Source organism: Aeoliella sp. (assembly GCF_965227375.1).
GTDB lineage: Bacteria > Planctomycetota > Planctomycetia > Pirellulales > Lacipirellulaceae > Aeoliella.
This window is the reverse complement of record NZ_CBDDFX010000001.1, coordinates 2,521,971-2,542,583: the sequence shown is the minus strand read 5'-3', so window position 1 is coordinate 2,542,583 and position 20,613 is coordinate 2,521,971. Positions and strand designations below refer to the sequence as shown.

16 protein-coding genes are annotated in these 20,613 nt (G+C 59.8%); 7 read left to right on the top strand and 9 right to left on the bottom strand.

The window, feature by feature from the left end:
• Positions 1–158: 158 nt before the first annotated feature.
• From ACQK2L_RS10405 to ACQK2L_RS10395, 3 genes are all read right to left on the bottom strand, one after another.
• On the bottom strand, positions 159–2,888 hold the full coding sequence (locus tag ACQK2L_RS10405) for a GNAT family N-acetyltransferase (RefSeq protein ID WP_425396894.1): 2,730 nt from the start codon (positions 2,886–2,888) through the stop codon (positions 159–161).
• Positions 2,889–3,302: 414 nt separating this feature from the next.
• The gene (locus ACQK2L_RS10400; protein ID WP_425396893.1) at positions 3,303–4,421 is read right to left on the bottom strand and encodes an AAA family ATPase; all 1,119 of its coding nucleotides are present in this window, start codon (positions 4,419–4,421) and stop codon (positions 3,303–3,305) included.
• Positions 4,418–5,155, bottom strand: coding sequence for an RNA ligase family protein (locus tag ACQK2L_RS10395; RefSeq protein WP_425396892.1), 738 nt, complete (start codon positions 5,153–5,155; stop codon positions 4,418–4,420). The genes ACQK2L_RS10400 and ACQK2L_RS10395 overlap by 4 nt, the downstream gene beginning before the upstream one ends.
• Positions 5,156–5,380: 225 nt before the next feature.
• Here ACQK2L_RS10395 and ACQK2L_RS10390 point away from each other — a divergent pair, with 225 nt between their 5' ends.
• Positions 5,381–5,902: an SMI1/KNR4 family protein gene (locus tag ACQK2L_RS10390; RefSeq protein ID WP_425396891.1), complete on the top strand. Its 522-nt coding sequence runs from the start codon at positions 5,381–5,383 to the stop codon at positions 5,900–5,902.
• Positions 5,903–6,184: 282 nt separating this feature from the next.
• Here the strand turns inward: ACQK2L_RS10390 and ACQK2L_RS10385 are convergent, their stop codons facing one another.
• Together ACQK2L_RS10385 and ACQK2L_RS10380 are read right to left on the bottom strand one after the other, a co-directional pair.
• Positions 6,185–6,613, bottom strand: a complete 429-nt coding sequence (locus tag ACQK2L_RS10385; RefSeq protein ID WP_425396890.1) for a VOC family protein — start codon at positions 6,611–6,613, stop codon at positions 6,185–6,187.
• Between the two features lie 179 nt (positions 6,614–6,792).
• Positions 6,793–7,236, bottom strand: a complete 444-nt coding sequence (locus tag ACQK2L_RS10380; RefSeq protein WP_425396889.1) for a hypothetical protein — start codon at positions 7,234–7,236, stop codon at positions 6,793–6,795.
• Positions 7,237–7,520: 284 nt separating this feature from the next.
• Here ACQK2L_RS10380 and ACQK2L_RS10375 point away from each other — a divergent pair, with 284 nt between their 5' ends.
• Positions 7,521–8,963, top strand: coding sequence for a B12-binding domain-containing radical SAM protein (locus ACQK2L_RS10375; protein ID WP_425396888.1), 1,443 nt, complete (start codon positions 7,521–7,523; stop codon positions 8,961–8,963).
• Positions 8,964–9,241: 278 nt separating this feature from the next.
• Positions 9,242–9,733 (top strand): hypothetical protein, encoded by a 492-nt coding sequence (locus tag ACQK2L_RS10370; protein WP_425396887.1) that lies wholly within the window; start codon positions 9,242–9,244, stop codon positions 9,731–9,733.
• Between the two features lie 141 nt (positions 9,734–9,874).
• Here ACQK2L_RS10370 and ACQK2L_RS10365 read toward each other — a convergent pair whose 3' ends face one another.
• Both ACQK2L_RS10365 and ACQK2L_RS10360 read right to left on the bottom strand, forming a co-directional pair.
• The gene (locus ACQK2L_RS10365) at positions 9,875–11,326 is read right to left on the bottom strand and encodes a serine/threonine protein kinase (protein WP_425396886.1); all 1,452 of its coding nucleotides are present in this window, start codon (positions 11,324–11,326) and stop codon (positions 9,875–9,877) included.
• 103 nt (positions 11,327–11,429) lie between these two features.
• On the bottom strand, positions 11,430–11,945 hold the full coding sequence (locus tag ACQK2L_RS10360; RefSeq protein WP_425396885.1) for a hypothetical protein: 516 nt from the start codon (positions 11,943–11,945) through the stop codon (positions 11,430–11,432).
• A 1,197-nt stretch (positions 11,946–13,142) separates the two neighbouring features.
• On the opposite strand from ACQK2L_RS10360, the gene ACQK2L_RS10355 reads away from it, so the two are divergent.
• From ACQK2L_RS10355 to ACQK2L_RS10340, 4 genes are all read left to right on the top strand, one after another.
• Positions 13,143–14,267, top strand: coding sequence for an acyl-CoA dehydrogenase family protein (locus ACQK2L_RS10355; RefSeq protein WP_425396884.1), 1,125 nt, complete (start codon positions 13,143–13,145; stop codon positions 14,265–14,267).
• Positions 14,268–14,329: 62 nt separating this feature from the next.
• Complete coding sequence (locus ACQK2L_RS10350) at positions 14,330–14,569, top strand: hypothetical protein (RefSeq protein ID WP_425396883.1); 240 nt, start codon at positions 14,330–14,332, stop codon at positions 14,567–14,569.
• A gap of 93 nt (positions 14,570–14,662) precedes the next feature.
• Positions 14,663–15,319 (top strand): adenylyl-sulfate kinase, encoded by a 657-nt coding sequence (gene cysC / locus ACQK2L_RS10345; RefSeq protein ID WP_425396882.1) that lies wholly within the window; start codon positions 14,663–14,665, stop codon positions 15,317–15,319.
• Positions 15,320–15,475: 156 nt separating this feature from the next.
• Positions 15,476–15,790 carry a BON domain-containing protein gene (locus ACQK2L_RS10340; protein WP_425396881.1) on the top strand — a complete coding sequence of 105 codons (315 nt, stop codon included), beginning with the start codon at positions 15,476–15,478 and terminating at the stop codon, positions 15,788–15,790.
• 37 nt (positions 15,791–15,827) lie between these two features.
• Here ACQK2L_RS10340 and ACQK2L_RS10335 read toward each other — a convergent pair whose 3' ends face one another.
• A complete protein-coding gene (locus ACQK2L_RS10335; RefSeq protein WP_425396880.1) occupies positions 15,828–17,735 on the bottom strand; it encodes a DUF4340 domain-containing protein in 1,908 nt (635 codons plus the stop codon).
• A 62-nt stretch (positions 17,736–17,797) separates the two neighbouring features.
• Positions 17,798–20,575 (bottom strand): Gldg family protein, encoded by a 2,778-nt coding sequence (locus ACQK2L_RS10330; RefSeq protein WP_425396879.1) that lies wholly within the window; start codon positions 20,573–20,575, stop codon positions 17,798–17,800.
• Between the last annotated feature and the right edge of the window lie 38 nt (positions 20,576–20,613).

Here is a 20,613-nt window from a genome sequence, read left to right as displayed (position 1 = left end):
GTGTCGTCGATGGCTACCAACGTCCCTGGAGATTTCAAGCGAGCAAAATCTGACGCGGCATTCGCCGCCGCCACTCCGTGGCTGGAGAGTGTGTTTCTAACTCTAACCTGGGACTTGCGTCCCAGGCTATGCGCGGTCGCCACTCCGTGGCTGCTGAATCATCGCAGCAGGGAGGAACTTACTTCCACCGGCTCCGGCTCTTTGACCAGTTCCTTGCGGCCTAGGACTACGTCGTCGCCAATGTTGCGGTCGAGGGTGAAGCCGCGGTTGGCGAAGATGCTGAGCATCCGCTGGTTCTGCGGCGAAGTCTCGGCCACGATGGTGTGAATGCCCCAGTTGGTGCAAATGTCGAGGCAGTAGTCGGTCAATAGCGAGCCGAGTCCCTGCCCTTGGTACGAGTCGGAAACTAGCACGCCGTATTCGGCGTTGGTGCGATCGGCGTCCGGTACCAGCCGGCAAACGCCAACCAGTTGGCGCTCGTTCTCGTCTTCGATCTCGGCCACGATGGCAATCTCGCGGTCGTAGTCGATGAAGCAGAACCGCGTGGCCATCTCGTGCGTGCTCTTCTTGAACAGATAACGGAATCGGAACCAGATCGACTCCTTCGAGCAACTGGCCAGCAGCTTATGCCACATCGGCTCGTCTTCCGGCTTTATGGGACGTAGCAGCACGCTACGGCCGTCCTTCAGTTTCACTCGCTTCGTGTACTCCTCGGGGTAAGGACGGATCGCCAGGTGCGAGAACCGCCGCGGCGGATTGAGCACCATGTCGTGGTCGAGGATCACCCGGGCGTCGAGCGCGATCACGTCTTCTGGCGTGACCAGTAGCGGGTTGACGTCCAGCTCCTTGATCTCCGGATAGTCGGCCACCAGGTACGATAGCCGAATGAGCGACTCGATCAGCCGATCGACGTTCACTCGCGGGCGGCCGCGGTAACCGTCGAGCAGGGGCCAACTCTTGAGCGACTCGAGCATCCGCCGAGCCAGTCGTTCGTTCAGAGGTGGCAACTCCAGCGCGCGGTCTTTGAACAACTCGGCTGCGGTGCCGCCAGCGCCGACCAGCATCACCATGCCGAACACGTTGTCGCGCCGCGCGCCGACGATCAACTCGCGGCCCACCGGGCTGGTGATCATCCGCTGCACCGTGACACCCTGCACGTCGGCGTCGGGTCGCTCGTCTTTGGCGCGGTTGACGATGCGGTGGAACGACTCGATCACTTCCGTCTCGTTCGCCAGGCCCAGTTCCACTCCGCCAACGTCGGTCTTGTGGGTGATGTCGGGCGAGAGCACCTTCAGCACCACCGGATAGCCCACCCGCCGGGCGAGGCTCACCGCGTCGTCCATGCTGCGGGCCACGAACGGCTTGGCGACCGGAATCTCGTACGATTCCAAGAGCGCCTTCGAGGTGCTTTCGGTCAGCGTGTCGTGACCTTCGCTCAGGATAGTGTCAAACACGCCGCGGAGCTTACCGCGGTTCAACGGGAATCCCACCGGCACTTCGCGCGGCGTCTCGTACAGCACTTCCCGCGTGCGGGCGTAGGAAACCAGGTACATGAACGCGCGGACCGCCTGCTCGGGCGCCGCGTACGTCGGAATGCCCGAGCGATTGAACAGGTCGATCGCGCCGGTCATCGACGCGCCGCCCATCCAAGAGGTGAGGATTGGCTTCCGCGACCCCTTGGCCACCTTGATCACCGCCTCGGCAGCCGCGACCGGTTGGCTGATCGCCTGCGGCGCGAACACGGTAAGCACGGCGTCGACGTTGGGATCGTCGAGCACGACCTTCAGTGCATTGGCAAATCGATCCGGCGTGGCGTCGCCCAGCACGTCGATGGGGTTGCTCTTCGACCAGGCGGCCGGCAACTGGGCGTTGAGTTTCTCGATCGACTCCTTGGAGAGCCGCGCGAGCACGCCGTTGCGATCCAACAGGGCGTCGGTGGCCATCACGCCGGGGCCGCCTGCGTTGGTGACGATCGCCAGCCGCGGTCCTTTGGGGGTTTGCTGGCGGGCGAGCAACTCGGCGCAGTCGAACATGTCCGTCATCTCCGAGATGCGAACAATGCCCGCGCGGTTAAACGCCGCTTCGTACACGGTGTCGACGCCGGCCATCGCGCCGGTGTGCGACGCAGCCGCCTCGGCCGACTCGGTGAACCGACCCGCCTTGTAGGCGATGATCGGCTTGTTGCGCGCGAACGCTCGGGCGGCGGAAAGGAACTCGCGGGCTTCGGTAATTGACTCGACGTACAGGATGAGCGACTCGGTCCAGTCGTCGGTGGCGAAGTAGTCGATCAGGTCGCCGATCGTCACGTCGATGGTATTGCCCAACGACACGAAGTGCGAGAACCCAATGTGCTCCTGCAGCGCCCAATCGAGTACCGCCGTGCAGAGCGCGCCCGACTGTGAGATAAACGCCACGCGGCCAGGTGCGGGCGTAGTGTTGCCGAAGCTGGCGTTCAGCTTCGAATGGGGCGACATGATGCCCAGGCAGTTGGGACCGATGATCCGCAGGCCCGGGTACTCTTCGGCCGCTTCGCGAAGTTCGACCTCCAACTCGCGTCCCTTCGCGCCGGTCTCGCGAAAACCGGCCGACAGAACCACCAGCCCCATGATCCCCGCGTCGCCACACTCACGCACGAGGTCGGGCACCGTCGCGCCGGGCGTGCAGACCACCGCCAGGTCGGGCACGGTTGGCAGACTGGCGACGCTCTCGTAGCAGGTCGTGTCCCCGATCTTCTTGTACTGCGGATTCACCGGGTACACCGCACCCGGGAAACTCGCATCGGCCAAGTTCCGCATGACCGTGTGTCCGACACTGGTCGCCTTATGACTGGCGCCGATGATGGCAACACTTTGCGGATGGAAGATTTTGTCGAGATTGCGAACTGGCATCGGGAATTCCTCTTCAGCTGTGTTCAGCGGGACCGCCGCACCGCTAGGTATTCAGTAGGTTGCATTGTCAAAACACCGGACTAAGGCAATCGGATTATTGGACAGCCATGTTAAGGTTTTACGATTCGGTATAGTGGGTCGGCTTAGTGGGTTGCTTGCAAAGTGGTAGCCAAGCGTTGCACGGTGTGCCGGGTGGCACACATGCGTGCTGCGGTTTAGCACCACCAGGAGAAGGAACCAACCGCCCTGCTCGATAAATAACGGCGGAAGGATGGAATGGGAATGAATAGTAGACCACCGTGCAATCCATATGCCGCTAACCGCAGATGCGACAGAATACCGCACGGGCGCCCGTATCGGGTGATTCGGAGACGTTTACCTATTGGTCTGGAATTCGGGTAAACTTACGAGTCCTCACTCCGCGCGTGCGAGCAAAAGAAGCTCGTGACATTCCCGCCAGGTTGGCACTTCCAGTTTGCCTAGCAGCCGATGGATGGCATGGGTTGGCACCGGCGCAGAGCGCGCGGCGTTCTGGCGGAGGATCACCTCAAGCGGCGGTTCGACGTAAACCAGTTCGATCCGCGCGCCGTAGTCGGCAAACAAATCGACCCACCGCGAGCGCGTCATCACCAGCAAATTCGTCGCGTTGAACACAAACGATGTTCCCGCGCGCAATAGCTCGCGGCACCGCTCCCTGGCTGCTTGGACAACGGGCCCCTGGTTGTCGGTCGGGTCGATGCCCAACTCGCTGCGCAGGCTGTCTAGTGACACCATCGGCACGTCGGCGCGGTGGGCTGCGACCCAGTAATCCTTGCCGCTGCCCGGCAGGCCGGCGACCATCGTGACGGTCGACGCGTACGCCTCGTGCGGCACGTAGAACAAGTCGGGCGACTCGCTGCGGAAGAACACAAACCGCGCCTTCGGGTTCGCAAAGCCGAACGGCTTGCCGAAGCAGTCGTTCTCTTCGGCCACCATTTTCCACAGGTGCAGATTCTCCTCGGGGCGCGTCATCTCCTTGGTGCTCCGCCCGCGGGTGTCGGCGAGCGCAAACAAGTACAGCAGCCGATTCGACACCATCCACGACAGGCGAATCACCTCGTGCGCCGGCTGGTCGCGTTCCAACAGAAATGCTGGGCGGCCGTGGAAGCGGACCATCCGCACGATCTGCTCGCGCAGCTGCAGCGGGCAGCCCAAGTCGCGCAGCACGCCGCGAGCGAGGTGCTCGCCTTTCACCGCGTGCTTGGGCGAAGTGGTCCGTCCGGTTACCGGGTCGATCGTGGTGGTGAGCGGTTTGGCCGCGTCGTGCAGCAGAGCGGTCCACAACAACACTGTCTGCTCGCGCGGCGACAGGTCGGGCCACTCATCGAGCGCGGCGACCTGCTCGCAGACCAACTTGGTGTGCGTCCACACGTCGCCCTCGGCATGCCACTCGGCGTCCTGGTTGCAGGCGCGCATCGCTTGCGCCCAAGGCTCGTCTGCGGCCCAGTCAACCACTTCGCTCGGCGGGAGCGCTTCGAGTTGTTGCCAGTTCATGTCCACAGGTCGACTCCGTCGGCCAGACGGTTAGGCACCATCTGCTGGTGCTGCCAATGTGTGCTCTGCTTGATCTTCTCCACAAACTCCGGCCGTACGACCTTCGCCCGCGCGACAACCGCTCCCTCGACCTCGGTGCGAAGGTACAAACCCTCCATCAGGTCGTCACTCTGGCCAGTCGTAGGATTGTCGAACCGGCTATCGTACTGCGACGGGCCGATCAGTTGCTCCAGTCCACTACGATCGATCGCTCCCTGATGCACCACGGGCACCGTGCAGACGCCGGTTCCGTCGATGAGCTCCAGTCGCCGAGCGAGGCAGAGGAACTGCCCGGCTTGTTTGTCGTAGATGTCGAACTCGAAAAAGTAGTGCGGCAGCCGCCGGTAGTGCACCGAGTGCCGGGCGTAGAGCCACTCGCCGAACAGGATGTACCGCTCCGCAAGCCGCTCCTGGAGCACGTGGCGTTTGACCATCACCCACTGCTTGAACAGGTCGTACTGGGGGTGCATTCCCTCGGTAATCAGGTGGCCGCGACACTGCAGCACCGGCTCGCCGTCGGCGAAGTGAATGCCAACGTTCGTGCCGTCGAGCTTCTCTTCGACGATGAGCGACCCGTCGGCGATCATCGCCAACGAATCGCGCTCGCCCAAGTGCTTATCGTCATCGGTGCCACGCGACCCAAACAGGTGCGGCGTCCGCGGATATTTGACAAAATCTCCATGCGAGCTGCCCATGGCGCACCACCAGAGTAGAAAACGTGTAGAGTAAACCCTGTCGCGAGCGGACACCAGATTGGACGGGTAGGTTCGCACCATTCTGTGTGGCACCGGGCGCACTGCTGGTTTACCGCCACTTGTCTCTCCTTGAAGATTGATATTAAGCTGAGATACTGCAATTGGCCACGATTCCGGGCAGTCCAGCGGACGCGTTCGGCGGTCGAATCCTGAGGGTAAGCTGTGATGGATGACTGGCGAAAGCAGATTGCGCTTGCTCACTTGGTAAAGGAGAGGGTCGCCGAGCTTGACATCCAAGGTCTTTGGCCGCTTCATCTACCAGAGATTGCAGCGACCGAAGATCAAATCAGAGCTGCCGAACAAAACATTGGAGAGAGTATCGACCCCCATTATCGCAGCTTCTTGGGCTACGCCAACGGATGGCGTTGCCTCTTCCAGACAATCGACTTGTTTGGAACCAACGATCTGGTTAGTGGGGATGCTTACAAGAAGGCAAGTCAGTTACTTGACTCGCTCAAAGACCTTCGATCTGTGTGCGGTCTGGACGCCTCCGAAGTACTTCCAATTGCTGTATCTCAAGACAGCATCGACGTGATGGTGATCGGCCGACGGTCGACATCTAGACCGGGCGAGGTATTCTGGGTGGCCGGTCAACTAATCGACAGCTTCCCAGGTTTTGATGAGTTCTTTCTGGCAATGGTTGACTACAACCGTGAAGAAGCCAAGGCATTCGAACAACAACAGTAGTTGGCCGTTTGCCAGTAGTACGAGTGGACGTGAGTGCCTGACACGGTTTTCAAGGTGGACAACGAAACAATGCTCGACGTTGACGAATACAAGAGGGCGTGGCCAAAGGGGTCAGTGACCTACTCAACTCTATCCAATTTCGGCCTTTCCCATGCAACCACCACATTCTTGTCTTCGGTTGGCTTGCCCAAAGGTCGGGAACCGGAATGGTGCTTTAGTGGCAGCCTTGAGGAGTTGCCACCTCACGGTTTAGTTCTTGGAAACCACGGTATGCCGAGTGCACTATTCCGGTAGCGTCATATGCCCCGACGCATTTAACTCCATCAGCGGATTGTGGGCCACTTCCCACAGATGCCCGTCGGGGTCGGCGTAGTAGCCGGAGTAGCCGCCCCAGAAGACCTTCTCGGGCGGTTTGGTGGGCGTCGCACCGTTGGCGACCGCGTGGGCGAACGCCGCGTCGACTTCTTCGGGTGAGTTGTAGTTGGTGGCCAGCGTCACTCCGTCGAACGTGGAGTGAGTGTTCTCGATGCCAGCGTCCTCTGCAAGTGCTTCGCGCCCGTACAGCCCGAGCACGGTCCCACCGGATTGAAAGAACACGACACTTTCGTTCGACGCACTGGACGCCCGCCAACCGAGCCGCTCGTAGAACTCTCGTGATTTGGCAATATCCGCCACGCCGAGCGTGACCAGTGTGATTCGCGAGGCAACCATAGCGCATCCTGCTTAAATGACGAATGACGAAATACCCAATGACCAATGTAACAGACAATCGTTCGTCATTGGGTGTTTGGGTATTTCGTCATTTGCTTGCGCAACACCATCGCGCGCATGATGCACCTCCTTCGGAGCAACCTTGGCTCTGGGTGCATTGTACTACTTGAAGGAAACGGCTACTCGTCCTCCGTCACCTTTTCTTCCGCGGCGTGCTCTTCCTCGGCTTTTTCCGCCTTGTCGACCTTCTTGTCCTTCGCGCCTTCGGCCTCCTCTTTTTCGGCAATGACCTCGCCGAGCTTCTTGTGCAGGGCTTGAGCTTCCTCCAGCGACATTTTGGAGATCACAGGCCAGAAACCCTTCTCTTCGTCGACCAGAATCAGCGTCACCCGATCGTCGACAATTCGCTCGCCGCGCTCCGTGATGCCCACGTACCGCGGCATTACCTTCCACTCGAGCCCTTTCGGCAACGGATAGGCGCCGTGCTCTGTAGCCTCGTACGGCTTGGTGTACAACGTGCTTTCCATCGCCGCCGGCGCGGGCTCCTCACTCGGCTGCTTCGCCACCAACGTCGCGCTCACCCCCACCGCAACCATCACAACTGCCAACCTTCGAAAACGCATAGCGCCCTCCCTTGATCGAAGTACACAAAGACGGTCATCGAGTCGCCGTCATTGTAGGTGATGTATGTTCGCCGTGGACCATAGAAATATCAAAAATCGCGATGCCGATTTGTGAGTTCAGAATCTACTCAATTTTTTTCCACTTGCCTTCGAACCCTTCACTGCTAGCAGCGTAGTAGTCGGTGGAGATCGCCTAGAGCGTACTGATGGTCGGTGTGCTGGCTTAGCGCCGGGGTGCGAGTCCTATGCGCGGAGGCCGATGCAGGTGGAGTTCGCCTAAACGCATGAAGTTCAAGTTCATCCTGCCCGCACTGACCGAGGCGACCAGCCCGCTGTTTCGGCCGGTGAAGTACAGCCTGTTCCCCCCATTGGGGCTAGCGACGCTGGCCGGCTACTTAAGCGACGACGACGAAGCGACGATTCACGACGAACACGTCGAACGATTGAACCTGGACGACGAGCCGGACGTGGTAGTCATCCAGGCGTACATTACCTCCGCCTATCGGGCGTACGAAATTGCGGATCACTACCGCGCGAGGGGCTCGTACGTCTGTTTAGGCGGACTGCACATCACGTCGCTGCCGGACGAAGCGGCCGCGCATGCCGATAGTATCTTTCTCGGGCCGGGTGAGGACATCTGGCCGCAGTTCCTCGACGACTTTCGCAGCGGCCATCCCCAACCGCGCTACCAGTCGAAGGTGCGCACGCTCGTTGGGCTGCCGGAGATTCGCCGCGACTTGATCAAGCGGCACTTGTACCTGGTGCCCAACTCGATCGTCGTGTCGCGGGGCTGCCCTCACCATTGCGACTTCTGTTACAAGGACGCGTTCTTCGAGGGAGGCCGCGGCTACTACACGCAAACCGTCGACGACGCCCTGGCCGAGATCGACCGCCTGCCGGGCAGGCACTTGTACTTCCTCGACGATCACTTGTTCGGCAACCGCCGATTCGCGACCGCACTGTTCGACGGCATGCAAGGCATGGGGCGGCTATGGCAGGCGGCGGCCACCGTGAACACCATCTTGCAGCCGGGCTTGCTCGAGAAAGCGGCCGCCGCGGGCCTGCGAAGCTTGTTCATCGGCTTCGAGACGCTCGACACGGCGAATCTGGCCGACCACGCCAAGACGCAGAACCTCGACCGCGACTACACCACCGCCATCCAGCGTGTGCGCGACGCCGGCGTGATGATCAACGGCAGTTTCGTCTTCGGCATGGACCAGGACGACACGTCGGTGTTCGATCGAACCGTCGAGTGGGGCGTCCGCCAGGGCATCGAAACCTCCACGTACCACATCCTCACGCCTTACCCTTCGACGGGACTCTACCAGCGAATGGAGCGCGAGGGCCGACTGCTACACTCGCGGTGGAACCAGTACGACACCCGGCACACGGTGTTCCGCCCCGCACGAATGACGCCTGGTGAGTTAGAGACCGGCTACTGGGATTCGTACCGCCAGTTCTACACGTGGAAGAATCTCTTCACTGCCGCGGCCACCAAGCCAACCTGGCCCCAGCGCGGCCGCCACCTCGCCTACGCAGCAGGCTGGAAGAAGTTCGAAGGCCTGTGGAACGCCGTGATCCGCCTGAAGCAAATCAGCCAAATGCGCCCGATGCTCGAACAAGTGCTCTCCGGCTTGGGACGCATCGAACCAAACAGCGGCGATTCGGTGCGTGAGCGTCCAAGTACGCTACTGCCCATCGTGGCGGAGCAAGAAATGACTGGGTGAAACACCCAATGACGAAATACCCAAATACCCAATACACGCGCAAGCGTTCATCATTGGGTGTTTGGGTCTTGGATTGCCTCGTCATTTACCACAACCGGGCGGTCTTGCCACTTGGGGAATTGTATACGGCCGGTTGTCGGTGTCGCTTGCGACATGAGGCATGCGAGTTCACCAGCTTGGCCAAGACGGTGTGGCCGAGGTAGGTTGCTGGCTAGATCGATGAAGTCAATTGCGCTCCATTAGAATGACGGGACGCACGCTGATTCGGAGCAAGTCAAATGCACATTGAGCATCATCTACGGTTCGAATTCATAAACGGACTTAGAATTCGGAACGAACTGAAGCAACTTCTCACGGGACGTTTGCAGTTGGGGCCGTTCGAGGATTACTTCACTGAGCCGTCAAATTTCTACTTGCAGGGCTACCCCGATCAACCCGGTAACTGGCCAGCATTCGCCGAACTAATGCTCCTCCCTCTATGGCAGCACCAGGAAGAGATTTATGCGGTAGATGTTGGCACTGAAAGGGTAGTTGCGTGGTACATTGAGTGTCCCGAAGAATATAGAGTTGTTGCGTCGCTGGACACTGCAGTTTTCGACATGATTGAACTTCACGTATGGGAATACGGTGGCGGAGAAAAAGAAGCAAACGAAGCCATCCACTTTGCAGAGCAGATCGCTTTATCGAACGTGGATCAATTGCGACGACTTATGGCCGATTTCGAGAACTGTTCCGATGAGAGAATAGCCGAGTATAGATCAGGCCTTTGACGATTCATTGAGCCAAGCTTCCTTTGGCGTGACACGCCGAAATGTGGTTAGATCCGGCCGATTGTCAGTGTCGCTTGCGACAGGAGAGATCCTACGCGCGGCGCGCAAACTCGCAATTCAAAGGCGGTTTGACCGGGTATATTACAGCCGTTCTTCAACCTCCATGCGGCAGCGGCAACTGGTGGATCCTGCATCGAACCACACAACGATCTCATCGCCAAGCCCATCGCCGGCTTTGATGGGAAATCGAAACTCCATTTTCGCGCCAAAGCCGCCTCGTTTGACAAGTCCGTCGTCAAGAAACAGGCGTTCTGCCCACAAGCTGGTGTTGTCGAGCCGAATCGTGTGGCTTTTGTAAGTGGCTTCGAATACCTGATCTCGTTTCAGCCTCGACGAGATCCACCCCAGGATCACCGACACCACAACCAGGGCGAGAGGAATGTAGATCGGCAAGCTTCTCGTCACAACGTAACAGAGCGCCGGTAACAGTAATCCGACCCCCAGAGAGAGCGTCCATTGCTGAAGTCGTCGGTTGTTCGACTTCGTTTCATCTAGTAGCTTGTGCAGCCGGATTTCGCCCGAATTGGTTTTGTCGCCGGAAGTCAATCGCACACTCGCGTCGGAGGCGAGCTGCGCAACGTCGGCCTTGACTTCACTGGCGTGTTGATAGCGTTTCTCTGGCTCCGACTCCAGCGCGCGCAGTACAACGTCGTCAATTCGCACGTCCACTGCCACTTTCTTCGAGGGAGGAGCGAACCACCCTTTGGGGATCTCTCCGGTCAGCAACTCGTAGAAGATCACTCCCAGCGAATAGATGTCTGCTCGATGATCGACTTGCTTGCTGGTTGACATTTGTTCGGGCGCCATGTAATTCATCGTGCCCATCACTTGATGGGTGCGCGTCAGATTGGGTGGCTGCTCGGAGCCCCCTAGCAGCTTGGCGAGCCCGAAGTCGGCAATTTTTATGCGGCCGCGCCGGTCGAGTAGGATGTTCTCGGGCTTGATGTCGCGATGCACTACGCCTTCGTCATGCGCGTACTGCAACGCTTCGCAGAGTACGGGTACGATTCGAAGAGCCTCCTCAGGCGTGACTCCGCCGGCCGCGATGGAGTCACGAAGCGTGACACCATCGACATATTCCATGACGAAATAGAACAGGTCGCCAGCGCGGCCGAAATCGTAGACCGTGACGATGTTGGGGTGATTGAGCTTGGCGAGCGTTTGTGCTTCGCGGACGAAACGATCTCCGAAGCCAGGGTCGTTCTGTACCTCGTTAGGGAGAACCTTGACAGCGACAACGCGATTCAGATGCTCCTGGCGGGCGGTATAGACAGCTCCCATGCCGCCGCGACCGATCAACTCCAGGACTTGCAATCCTGGCAGTTGGCCGCTGAGCTCGGACGGTTTTGGCGGCGTAAAGCCTGCCCCCGATTCAAAAGCCTCGGTGTTCTCGTCTTCATCCAGCTCAAGGGACGACACCTCGGCCGCCGTTTGGAGTAGGCAGCCGGGGCAAAGTTCCGCATGCGGATTGGCGAGTTCCACTCCGCATTGTGGGCACTTCGATGTCTTGGACGTGGATTGTTGATCAGTCATTGGTAAGTTTCCCGAGGTTTTCGATTCCGAAATACCTACCGGCGTTCTCCAAAGCCGTGACTGGTTTTTCTTGAAAAAGCTTCGGAGCGGAGAGCAGACCCAGTCAGCTGAGGGATTGAAACATCTGTCGAATCTCGTCCTCGACATCGGCGGAATCGTGAACTATCAGCGCCACCTCGGCTTTCAAGAGCTCGCGAAAACGCCCCCGCAGCCGCGAAACCGATTTTCGAAAAGCCGCCGGGGTGAGATTGAGTTGGGCCGCAGCTTCTTGACGGCTTGATGTCGCGCCCTGAACCAGAAAGGGCTCCAGCACATCGAATTGACTAGATTGTCCTTGCTGCTCGTAAACCGTCCGAAGCGATTCGCGCACATCGCGAATCAACTTTAGCGTCCACATGCGGTCAAACTGCTTTTCCGGCGTCGCATGGTCGACTCGGGCGTCTAGAAATGCTCGCTCCGCCTCTTCAAAGTCAAGCGGGATATGAAGGAGGTTTCCGCCGCGCCGTTTTGTAGTTGCACGAGCATTCTCATTCGAGATGTAGTTCTTGAAGGCAGCCAAAAGGAAAGTACGAAACCGCCCGCGATCGCGGTCGGCATGTCGCAGCGTATTCTTCGACAAGATGTGTTCGAAGAAACCTTGCGTCAGATCCTGGCAACGGTGGACGTCGGAGAATCTCTGACGAGCGAAAGCGTAGAGCGGTTGCCAATACTTCTGGCACAGCGCAGCCAACGCCGAATCGGCGTCGGGGCCACTCAGCGACGCAAGGTCGGACCAACTCGTGGTCTCAAAATGTACGAATCTCTGCGACGACATACGCCCATTGTACTTTGGCGCAGTAATGAAAACTATCAAGCCGTGTGGGCCTCCCTGGAGTCTACATCACGTCGGCGACTTGGCGGCCCCGCTTGGCTTGCCCCGGCGTGGTACTTCGAAGCGTCACACCTTCACTGCTTGTACCCCCAACGGCGAGCGGACATTGTCGCCCGAGCTTCACCGGGTCAATTCACCCCGAGGCAGCAGCAACCTCAAATTCGGCCGGTTGTCGGTGTAGCTTGAGACAGGAGGCATGCGAGTTCACCAGCTTGGCCAAGACGGTGTGGCCGAGGTAGGTTGCAGCCGCGGAGCGGCGACCGCGCATAGCCTGGGACGCCAGTCCCAGGAACACATGTGATTGTTCTCCAAAGCCACGGAGTGGCGACAGCAAACACCACGTCAGATTCTGCTAGGCTGATACTCTTCTTTCGTTCGCTTGATTTGCCCTGGGGGCGTTAGCAGCCATGGCCAGCACATCGCCAAAGAAGCTTCAAAGAGGAGTTCATTGAATTGCTCAAGCGGCATCACATCGAGTACGACCCGCAATATGTGTTCGAGCAGGAACATGTCGGCTAGCGTCGCTGTCGCCACTCCGTGGCTTTGGAGAATAGTCGCACGTGTCCCTGAGACTGGCGTCCCAGGCTATGCGCGGTCGCCACTCCGTGGCTGCGAGAGTGTCAAAAATCGGCTGTAGAAATCGTACAGCGATTTGATCTAATAGTGATTGAGGGGCGGTGCGCGATGGGTCGAATGCTGATGCGCCGCCCTCTCGCCACTTGCCACTGAATTGGGTTTTGTCGCACCTGCGGTGAACCGAGCGCAACAACTGCCTGAGTTTTGTCGCACCCCCCGAATGGTTTCGGCTGTTTTTTGAGGGTGTTTTTCAACTCAGGTGCGACAAAACCACTCGAGTAAAGTCGCAGTGAATCGTTTTGCCGCGGCGCTGCGACATTTGGCTGCGACAAAACTCCCGGCCCACGGGCCAACTACACTGGTAATCCCATGAGCATCGACCGCATCACCTCGCCCGACTCCCCTGCCCTGGCGGACCTCTGTGCGCAGTTGGCTGCGAAGGCCGATGCGGCCGATCTGTCCGGGGCGTGGCCGGCGGAGCAGTTGCGGCTGTGCGGCGAGGCGGGCGTGTACGAGTGGTTTCTGCCGGAGGCCATCAATGGTCAATACTGCGGCGGGCAGGACTGGAGCGATCTGGACGTGGTGCGTGGTTACCTCGCCCTGGCGGCGGCCGACCTGACGACCACCTTCATCATCACGCAGCGGACCGGAGCTTGCCGGCGAGTTGCGGCCGGGGAGAACGACGAACTGAAGAGCCGCGTGCTGCCGATGCTCACCAGCGGCGAGAACTTCGCGACCGTGGGTATCTCGCATCTGACCACCAGCCATCGCCATCTGAAGAAGCCGGTACTCACGGCCACGCAAGGTCCCAGCGGGTGGGTGCTGAACGGGTTCTCGCCCTGGGTCACCGGCGGCGACCACGCGCGGTGCATCCTGACCGGCGCGGTGGTGATGGATGGCGACGAGCCAACCAACGAACAGATTCTGGCGTTCGTGCCGACTTCCGATGCCGGAGTCCGCGCCGACGAGCCGGCCAAGCTGGTCGGCCTGTCGCACAGCCACACGGGGCGCGTGTTCTTCGATGGCGTCACGGTGAGCGACGAGTGGTTGGTCGCCGGGCCGCTGGAGAACGTGATGGCCGCTGGCCGGGCGTCGCGCCCGGGAGGGCATGAGACATCGACACTCGCACTTGGACTGGCGAGCGCGGCGATTGACTACATGAAACAAGAATCGCTCCAACGCGAAGAGTTGCGCGAGTCGCAGGAGGCCTTGGCCGCGGAGCTGGCAGGCGTGGTCGAGGACCTGATGAGCGTCGCCCAGGGCGAAGCGCGGTGCAGCAACGAGTGGCTGCGACAACAAGCCAACAGCCTGGTGCTCCGCACCACGCAAGCCGCGCTGGCCGCCGCCAAGGGGGCAGGCTACCTGGCCGGCCATCCCGTGGGGCGGTGGTGCCGCGAGGCGCTGTTCTTCCTGGTATGGAGCTGCCCGCAGCCGGTGATGAACGCCAACCTGTGCGAGCTGGCCGGGCTGTGGGATGAGGATATTCGGTTGTGAGTGGTTAGTAGGTGGAGTAGGTGAGTAGGTAGAGCAGGTGAGTAGGTGTTGGGGGTGAATGAATGGGCAAGGAGTACTTTATCGAGTGTGGGGCGGTGCCGGAACGGGAGTTGGAACAGTGGTTGGCCGGGGTCGATAATCCGACGAATCAGGAAGGTTGGCGGGCATTCGATGCGACCGTAACGGAACAGGGTTTGTACTTCTGCGACCATTGCTGGTCCGAGGCAGCTTCTGTTGGTTTGAGAAAGCTGATTGACCTCGCACTGAGCCGTAGCGAACGCGTGGTTGTCAAAGAGGAATAGATGCGTGTACGGTAGTCACTCTGGGCGGTGACGCTGCTGGCTCGCCGACGTTCATTGGTCATTGGGTACTTCGTCATTCGTCATTTATAGAATATGTCCGATCCTAAAGTAGTTTGGCACGATCACTCGGTATCTCGCGACGAGCGGGAGCAGCTTAATGGGCATCGGGGGTGCGTGGTGTGGTTCACCGGGCTGTCGGGCTCTGGCAAGAGCACCGTGGCGAATGTGGTGGAGCAGAAGCTGTTCCAAGCAGGCGTGCGGACCTACCTGCTGGACGGCGACAACGTGCGTCACGGGCTGAACGCGACGCCGCAGATGCTAGCCGAGCGGCACGGCGCCGAGTTCGCTGAGCGGTTTGGGCTGGGTTTCGGACAAGAAGATCGCGAAGAAAATATTCGCCGGATCGGCGCGGTGGCCAAGCTGTTTTGCGAGGCCGGGTTGCTGACGTTAACCGCGTTTGTGAGCCCCTATCGGCGCGATCGTCAGGCGGTGCGCGAGATGCTAGCATCGGGCGACTTCGTCGAGGTGTTTGTCGACACGCCGCTGGAGATCTGCGAGTCGCGCGATCCCAAAGGCCTGTATAAAAAGGCCCGCGCGGGCGAAATCAAGAACTTCACGGGAATCGATGACCCGTACGAATCGCCGGAGGCAGCCGAACTAACTCTTCCGGGTGGGGAGTTGTCGGCCGAGGAACTTGCCGATCGCGTAGTGACGTACCTTCGTAAGCAAGGCAAGCTGGGCGACAAGTGAAACGGCAAGTAAGTGGATATTCATTCCAGCAAAGTGAATCGTTGCAAAGTTGCGTTGACAAACCCTACGCATTAACCCTAGATTGATCCTTTCAGCGAAGTCTCCACGGCGAGCATCGACCGGAAGATGTTTGCCCACTACAGGGACGGTTCTGCCATGGCAAGACGCATTTCTACCAGCGTGGTGCGAGGCGGTTGGCAGTTGTCAGACGACAACCCAGGCGGTTTTTACGAAGGAGCTACAGTTATCGCCAGTCACGTCACCACCAGCGACCTATGCCAGGCTATCCGCGACCGTATCGTGCAGCGTTTGAACCGCCGTGTCCGTGATCTCGAGGTCGAAGTCACCACGCAGGGTGTCGTACTCAGCGGCATCTGCACCAGCTTTCACGCCAAGCAGCTCGCGCAGCATGAAGCGCGAGAGTTGAGCGATCGACCACTCGAGAATCGCATCCAAGTCGCTGCGTCGTAACGCGCGGAAGAGCTTGGGCTCAGGCGAGTGAAGAGTCTTACTCTTCGCCCTCGGGAGGAGTGTCGGCCTCAGCAGGAGCATCGGCTTCAGCGGGAGTATCCGCCTGGGCAGCCTCGGCTGTTGCGTCGGATTCCGTCTCCGGAGCAGGTTCGGTCTCGGCTGGAGCCTCCATTTCGGGCTGCTCGGAAGCTTCGGGCTGCTCTGTGGTGGGCTGCTCGGCCTCGGGCTGTTCGGCGGGCGGTTGCTCGGCACCGCCGCCACCGCCGAGGATGTTTGGCAGGCCGGGAATCATCGCACCTGGGTTGCCAAAGAGCGACTGGTTAGAATCACTGCCCGCAGCGTCTTGGGCGCCTTCGGCGGGTTCTGGGGTGGTGATCACCTGGTCGCGGCCGAGGTGGACCTGCTTGAATACGTCGTTAGGAATCACGTAGTACCAATCGCCAAAGCGTTCGTTGAGTTCCTCCACCGCCTTCTTACCGGCTTCGACCTTATCGTTGTACTCGTCCTGCGCCCGTTGGTTGTTCAGCTTGATCCGCTCGCGCTCGGCTTCGATCTCCTCTCGGCTAGGCTTGGGCGGTTCGGGTTCAGCGGCTTCGCCTTCGGTGGCCTGCTCTCCGCTGGCTTCGTCTTCGCTAGTTTCCTCTGCGGACTCTTCGGTGGCCTCTTCAGTGGTCTCTTCCTCCGCAGGAAGCTCGGGTAGCTCCTCCGGGGTGGGCTTCTCGATGGCCGACTCGTTGAAGCGGGCCATCACGAACAGGAAGCGGTTGAGCCCCTCGCCGCCCTCGTCGACGCCGGCGGCGACTTCCGCAGCGGCGGGCTCCTCGCCTTCGGCGGCGTCGGCGTCGAGTTGCAGATCGCCGAACCGCAGGACGTACTCGACGCCGTTTTTCTGGGTGACGACGATCTCGCCCTCGCTGGAGAGCAAGGTAACTCCGCCGGCGGGGTTGTTGGGATCGGCGGTGGCCAGGAATCCTCGTCGGGCGAGGCTCATGACCGTCTCGCGACTGTTGATGAAGTCGTCGCCGGCCTTCAAATCGGTGCTCAGGCCATCGGGCTTCTTTTCAACGTCGACGATCACCAGGTCGTCCAGGGCGTTCTTCAACTCGCGAAGCGTGTCCTCGTTAATCGTCTGGTTCTCGGCCAGCGTGAAGGGCTCGTACGTTTCCGTTTCATTATTGAACTGCTCGAGCGACGTGGCCTCCCACTTGTTCTCGCCTTCGTCGAAGGTCAATCGCATCCTCGCCCGACTCACGAGATTCAGCCGCTGCTCCAGCTGCCCTTGCCGATTGATAACGACCTCGGGCGAGGAGGAGTAGTCGTCGATGTACACCTGGGAGACGTCCATCGGGTTGAGGCCCAGCAGATCCTTCTCGATCCAGTTGCCGAAGTCGGTCGAGAATTTATCGAGGTCGACTTCCACCTGGTAGACGACGTCCTGCTTCTCCTTGCGAACGTAGTATTGTCCATCACGACCTTCAATTGGTTTGCCAATGATCAAGTCGGCCAACACCTTGTCGTCGGTGCCGGTCAGTTGCACGTGGGTGCCGAAGCCTTCGTCGGCCGTGGCGTCCAGCGGATCGACCACTCCGTACTTCACGTGGTCGCCGCTGCCGGCGTTGATGACATCGAGGATCTTGCGATCCACCACTCCTTCGACGGCCGCGGCCATCTGCTGCGTGGCGTCGGCCGGGTATCCGCTCCGCGAGGGGATGCTCCACAGTCCGTCGATCTCGGCCACTTCAAACTCTTTGAGGTCGCCGGTCTCTTCGCTGCGCGTGGTGATCTGCAATCGCTTCGGAGCGTCGGTGGGAAACTCCTCGAAGAGCAAGTCGCCACGGATATCGTCGACGTCGAATTCATGCGCCGACGGGTTCGTGAACACCGCGACTGTCACACTGACCAGGGCGACGACAAAGAAGATGGTGGTCTTGTTGAGTTCGGACATGGCGAGGGAGGAAGGGGGTCAAAGGTCGGGGAGCAGGAACCGTCGGGGGGCGAGTGACGACCCTAGGCGGCGTCCTGCTGGTCTTTTTGGTTAAAACGCAAACGGGTCTTGGAGACACCTTCCCGCTCGCTGCTGCGGCGGTGGAAGTAGACCAATATGCCCAACAGAATCGGCAGGATCGGTGGCAGCACGGCCGCGTACAGCTTGTAGCGGTCCTGCACGCGACGCACATCCTTTTCCAGCTTTCGCTGCGTGCGAAGCACCTCGCGACGCAAATCGTTCTGCAGACGCTCCAGCGTACGATTCAGTTTGCGCTCGCCACGATCTCGGGCTTGCTGGATCTTGAACACTTTTTCACGATCGTCCAGGTTGGGGTCGTTCTCAATGGCCTGGATCGTCTCGTTGAATTTCGCGCGGGCTTCTTCTTCGGCCGCCTCGAGTTCCTTGCGGGCCGCTGCGATAGTCTTGCGCGACTCTTCGCGAGAGTTCTTCGTGGCTTCCTCGATCTTCGTCAGCACCCGGTGGGGCCGGCTCCGCTTGCGAATGTCGAGAAAGCGGTCGTCCTTGGCAAGATAGTCCAGCACGTTCAGTACGAACGCAACGTTCTGAAAGTCGAGATCGGAGAAGCTGGAGTTGCTCTGCTCGCCGCGGGCGCGGATGGCGAAGAACTCGTCGTACAGGCAGTCGATGTCGCTCACCACCACGGCGGTGATGGGAGTCTTCTCGATGGCCTTCTTCGAGGCGTCGGTCGAGTCGTCCTTCTCGTCGCTCAGCTTCAGCGCGTCGGTCAGGTCGTCCGTGTCTTCAATCTCGCCTTCGATCAGGGCGGAGAGAATATATGAATCCTTGGACTGCGAATTCTGGCGAACCAGAGCCGAAGGATCACGCAGCGATCGCAGCACGCGGGCGGGCACGGTCGCGGTGAGTGTTCCAGTAACGGTCAGCGGGCTGAATTCCAGCTTCGAGCCGTCTTCTTGACGCAGCGAACCCGGGGCGGCAAACAGAATCTGCTTGAAGCCGGCGGAGATCTCCTGCTCCTCGTTGAACGGCTGCGGCGCGCCGTACGCTTGAAGGCCTTCGTCCACGAAGACGAAGAACGCGGGGAAGGGATACTCGGGATAAGGATTGTAGTCCTGCAGGATGGCTTCGTCGGGATACATCTCGACACCCAGCAAATCCCACAATTGGTTAATATCGCCCTTGGGCTGCTGCTGTCCGCCACCGAACATGGCCATCTGGCCGCCGCCAGCCATCCGTGGGTCGCCGGTGCCAGGCACCTGCCAGAACACGGGCACGGGATCCTCGAACACCGCGATCGGCAATCCACGCTTCACCGCGTCGACCAGGTTGTTCATCGCCTCGGGCGCCATGGCCGAAGGCTGCACGGCCAGCAGCACATCGTAGTCGTCGGTAATCGGTTGGTTGGGATCGACCTGCACCACTTCGTATTGCTTGCGAAGTTCAGCGATCAACTGCGACTCGTTGCGGGAACTCATCCGCTGCATGTCGAAGCCGCCGAACAGTTCGACGTCGGTGGTCACCACGCCCACGCGCTTTCGCGAGTCCTGCGCAACGGTTGTGATGGAGCGGACCAGTTCGTACTCGATGGGGATACCCTTGTCGATGAATGGCACCACCACCTTGTCGAGCTTATGCCGCACGGCGACGCCCATGAAGATTTCTTCTTCGGTCATCACGCCCCGCGACATGGTCGGGACCGATTGGGGAGTAATGCCGAAGGCGGTGTCGGCGGTCTCGGCTTGCTCGCTGAAGTTCTCGATCTCGTGAATGTTGGCTTGAATCCTGCCGCCACTCTTCGATTCGATTTCCTGCAAGGTGCCAATCAGATTCAGTTTGTGGGCAGCGTACTCGCTAGGCACGGTGGGGCTGACGTAAGCGTCGACCAGGATGGTATCGACCTCGTCGTTCCTGCGGAGCTTCTTGAGCAATTCATCGGTCGAGTCGGAAAGCGAGTTGAGCTGCTCGGAGGTCACGTCGGCCCGCAGCGAATTGTAGTTCGACAGCACGAAGTTCAGCGAACCAAACACGATGACCAGCGCCAGCGCGCGACCCAGGTAGTGTGCCCAGCGGCTGTCGCCATCTTCGCCGGTGCCCCAATGTCGCTTGCCAATCAGCACCATGCAGATATACAGCATCACCACCGCGAGGCTCACAAAGTAGGTAATCCCCGGCAGGCTGATGACGCCCCGCTCGAAGTCGGCCAACTGGGCATCAGCGCCCCAGCGAGTGATGAACTGGGCCCATTCGGGATCGTTCACCAGCCAGTCGCCAAAGCTGAGCACCGCCAACGGTGCGTTGAACGCCATGCCGAGCACGAAGCCCACGGTCAGGTTCTTAGTGAGGAACGAAGCCACCATGCCCACCGCCAGCATGGCGATGCCCAGGAACCAGTAGCCCAGGTAGGTGCAGAGGAACAAACCACCATCGGGGTTGCCCAATCCCCAACTGAACACCAGCCAGATGCTGAACATCGAGAACAGCAGCGACACGGTGAAAATCGCCACGCCGGCCAGGTACTTGCCGATCACCACGTCCATGTCGGAAGCAGGGATCGTCAGCAGCAGTTCGTCGGTTCCCTGCCGCCGCTCTTCGCTCCACATGCTCATCGTGATGGCCGGGATGAACACCAGCAAGATGTAGGGAATCCAGTTGCTCAGCTGGTCGAGGTTCGCCAGGTTGTTGTTGAAGAACGCAGGCGGCCAGAAGGCGGCAAACGAACTGAGCATCACGAACACACAGATAAACACGTACCCCGTAGGGTTCGAGAAATAACTGATGAAGTCGCGTTTGAAGATCGCCTTGACGACTGTGAGATTCATGTTTGGCAGGCGTTAGGAGTTAGGAGTTTGGCTTGGCG